A 3,235-nucleotide genomic window follows, 5' to 3' on the forward strand; every position below is an offset into this window, starting at 1 on the left:
CGTATGCGCACGGCCGGGGCCTCGCCCGCAAGCGCGTCCTCGTCGTGGACCTGGGCGGCGGCGGCCTGGAGGTCTGCGTCGTGCAGGTCACCGGCGACGACCTGGAGGTCGTCACCACCGGCGGCGACCCCACCCTCGGCGGCATGGACTTCGATGGCCGCATCGCCGAGGCGCTCGTCAGCGACCTCGCGGAACAGGGCCACCCCCGCCCCGAACACCTGCTCGACTGGGGCCCCCTGCGCACCCTCGCGGAAGCCACCAAGGAGACCCTCTCCACCCAGGACAGCGTGGACGTCACCCTGCCCACCGGCACCGGCCCCAAGCTCGACCGCGAGCGCGTGGAGGCCCTCACCGCAGACCTCGCCCAGCGCGTCGTCTCCGTCACCCGCGAGGTGCTGGAGTCCAACGCCCTGTCCCCTCAAGGCCTGGACGCCGTGCTCCTCGTGGGCGGCCAGTCCCGTTCACCGCTCGTGCGCCGCCGCCTGGAGGAGAGCCTGGGCGTGCCCGTGCGCGACGACGACGTGGACGCCCGCACCGCCGTGGTGCGCGGCGCCGCGCTGCTCGGTCACGCGCTCCTGCTGTCGGAGACCGGCAAGCCCGCCGCCAGCGTCTCGGAGGTCCTCACCGCCCCCATCGGCGTCGCCGAGGACGCCGGCACCTTCCGCCGCGTGCTGGAGCGCAACACCCGCCTGCCCACCGCGAAGACGCTCGTCATCCCCATCACCGTCCCCGGTCCGCTGGCGCTCGCCTTCTTCCAGGGCACCGCCGCCACCGCCACGGAGAATGAATGGCTCGGCGCCCTCACTCTCTCCGTGGAGCGCCCCGGTGAGGTGGAGGTGCACCTGGAGCTGTCCACCGACGGAACCCTCGCCTTCAGCGCCACCCTGCCCGGCGCGAAGCGGCAGCCCGTGACGCTCGCGAAGGAAGAGCTGGACGACGCCTCCCGCGATGCACTCATCGCCCGCTCGCCCTTCCACACCGAACCGGAAGCCCGGCCGAGCGGCCTGCTTTCCGGTTTGAAGAAGCTCTTCGGCCGGCGCTGAGGCCCTCGGCCTCCTGCCTCCGTCCACAGGGCGGGTGCGCTGTCCGGCCCTCCCGTCCCAGCTTCCATTCCAGGTCCCACACTTCAAGCAGGAGGAACCTGGTCATGAAACGCACTTCGATGGTGGCAGGACTGGTGGTGGCCGGCACATGCGTGGCGGGACCGGCCCTCGCGATGGACGCGAGCGAGGTGTCGCGCAAGCTCAGCTTCAGCGAAGAGGACGCCACGGCCGGCCTGGACGTGGGCGTGGGCCTGGGCGGATACACCGGCAAGCTGGGCAATGAGACGGGCGTGGGCGCGCTGTTCAACGTCACCGCCAACGCCCAGCCCTGGAAGTACATCGGCGTGGAGGTCGGCTACGAAGGCCAGAACATCCCCATCGATGACGCCCGCGTGCTCGGCGGAAACAACATCTGGCGCAACAACGGCACGTTCATGGGCAAGCTGGGTCCCATCGTCGACCACAAGTGGCACCCCTTCGTGGGTCTGGGCGTGGGCCTGAGCTACCTGCACGCGTCCTCGGGCTCCCAGGACGTCTACAACAACGACTGGCAGACGGAGGTGCCGCTGGCCGCGGGCATCGAGTACCGCCTGGGCCACCTGTCCGCCGGCGTGCGCGCCTCCTACCGCTTCGTCGGTGGCGAGGAGCTGGCCACCATCCCCGGCACCAACGATGACGCCAAGGGCAGCCTCTTCAACGGCAACCTCACCGTGGGCGGCCGCTTCTAGGCGGCTTCCGCGTCCGCGGGACGTGAAGCCCCCGCGGACGCCTCACATCCTCACAGCTCGAAGCGCGTCATCAGCACTTCCGGACGCGGATCTTCCTTCCACGCGTCCAGCACCGCCTGCGCCGGAGACCGGCCCGAAGCCGCCACCGCCTCCAGCGGCGCGAGCAGCGGCGCGTCCTCGGGGTCCAACCGCTGCAAGCCCCGCTTCGCGATGGCCACCATCTCCCCGGCCAGCCGGTGCAGCTCGCGAGGCCCCAGCTTCCCGGCCAGGCCCTCGCGGCGCGCGGTGTCGTGGAAGGCCAGGTGCTCGGTGAAGGTGAGCCGCGGCAACAGCAGCTCCGCCTCCTCCAGCGCCTGCGCGTCGTAGAGGAGGCCGCGCCAGAGTGCCCCCAGCGCCCCCGTCATGGCCGCGCTGGAACAGTCCGCGCCGCGCACCTCCAGCACCTTCTTGAGCCGCACCTCCGGGAAGAGCGTGGACAGGTGGTCCGTCCAGTCCCCCATGTCCGGCGGACTGCCCTCGTAGCCCTCCTTCATCAGCTGGCGGAAGGTGAGCTTCGGGTGGCGGTACTCGCCCTCGCGGCGCAGGAACAGGAGCGGCGCGTCCAGCGCCCAGTCCACATAGGCCTGATAGGAGAACGAGCCGTCGAACCACGACGGCAGGTAGCCGCAGCGCGTGGGGTCCACCTCTTCCCAGACGCGGCTGCGGAAGGACATGTAACCGGACGGCTTGCCCTCCACGAGCGGGCTGTTGGCGTACAGCGCCACCAGCAGCGGCGACAGGCGCGCCACCGCCACCGTCTTGCGCACGCAGTCCGCTTCATCCGCCCAGTCCAGCGACACCTGCCCGGTGGACGTCATCAGCATCATGTTCAGCGCCAGCCGGCCGCGCTCCGGCAGCGTGCGGCGCATCACCTGGTAGCGCGTCTTGGGCATCCAGGGCATCTCGCCCGTCGTGCCCACCGGCCGGTAGCCCAGCGCCACCAGCCGCAGGCCCAAGCCAGACGCCGCCGCCTTCGTCTCCTTCAGGTGCTCCAGGTTCTCCTGGTGCGCCTCCCGCGCCGTGCGGAACGGGCTGCCGGACAGCTCGAACTGCCCGCCCGGCTCCAGGGAGATGGCCGCCATCCCGCGCTGCAACGCGATGACGGGCGACTCGGGCGTCTCCCGGAAGCGCTCGTAGCCGCCCGGGGCGATGCGCTCCAGGAGCGCGCCGATTCCGTTCGGTCCCTCGTAGGGCGGGGGCTGGGCGGACCCCACGGGGTAGATGAACTTCTCGTGCTCCAGCCCGAGCCGATGCTCGGTCCGGGGCTTCTCCGCCTTGCGAAGCTCTTCCACCAGGGGGGCGGCGGAAGTGAGGGGCTCGGAGGCCACGCGCTTGAGGTCGAGGGACATGAGGGCGCCCTATATAACGGGGCCCGATGGCCTTGCCCTCATTTGAGCACCCCGCCCCCATGCGCCCTGCATCCCC

Annotated in this window: 3 protein-coding genes; 2 read left to right on the top strand and 1 reads right to left on the bottom strand. The window is 71.2% G+C overall.

The window, feature by feature from the left end; genetic code table 11:
• Both D7W82_RS38980 and D7W82_RS38985 read left to right on the top strand, forming a co-directional pair.
• Nucleotides 1–1,043 (top strand): Hsp70 family protein (locus tag D7W82_RS38980; RefSeq protein ID WP_147439771.1); only part of this gene is annotated, 1,043 nt, incomplete at its 5' end.
• A gap of 104 nt (nucleotides 1,044–1,147) precedes the next feature.
• Nucleotides 1,148–1,771 carry an outer membrane protein gene (locus D7W82_RS38985; RefSeq protein ID WP_120623094.1) on the top strand — a complete coding sequence of 208 codons (624 nt, stop codon included), beginning with the start codon at nucleotides 1,148–1,150 and terminating at the stop codon, nucleotides 1,769–1,771.
• Between the two features lie 50 nt (nucleotides 1,772–1,821).
• On the opposite strand, the gene D7W82_RS38990 is transcribed toward D7W82_RS38985, so the two are convergent.
• Complete coding sequence (locus tag D7W82_RS38990) at nucleotides 1,822–3,159, bottom strand: glutamate--cysteine ligase (protein ID WP_120623095.1); 1,338 nt, start codon at nucleotides 3,157–3,159, stop codon at nucleotides 1,822–1,824.
• Nucleotides 3,160–3,235 lie beyond the last annotated feature (76 nt).

It is taken from the genome of Corallococcus sp. CA049B, assembly GCF_003611685.1.
GTDB classification, from domain to species: domain Bacteria; phylum Myxococcota; class Myxococcia; order Myxococcales; family Myxococcaceae; genus Corallococcus; species Corallococcus coralloides.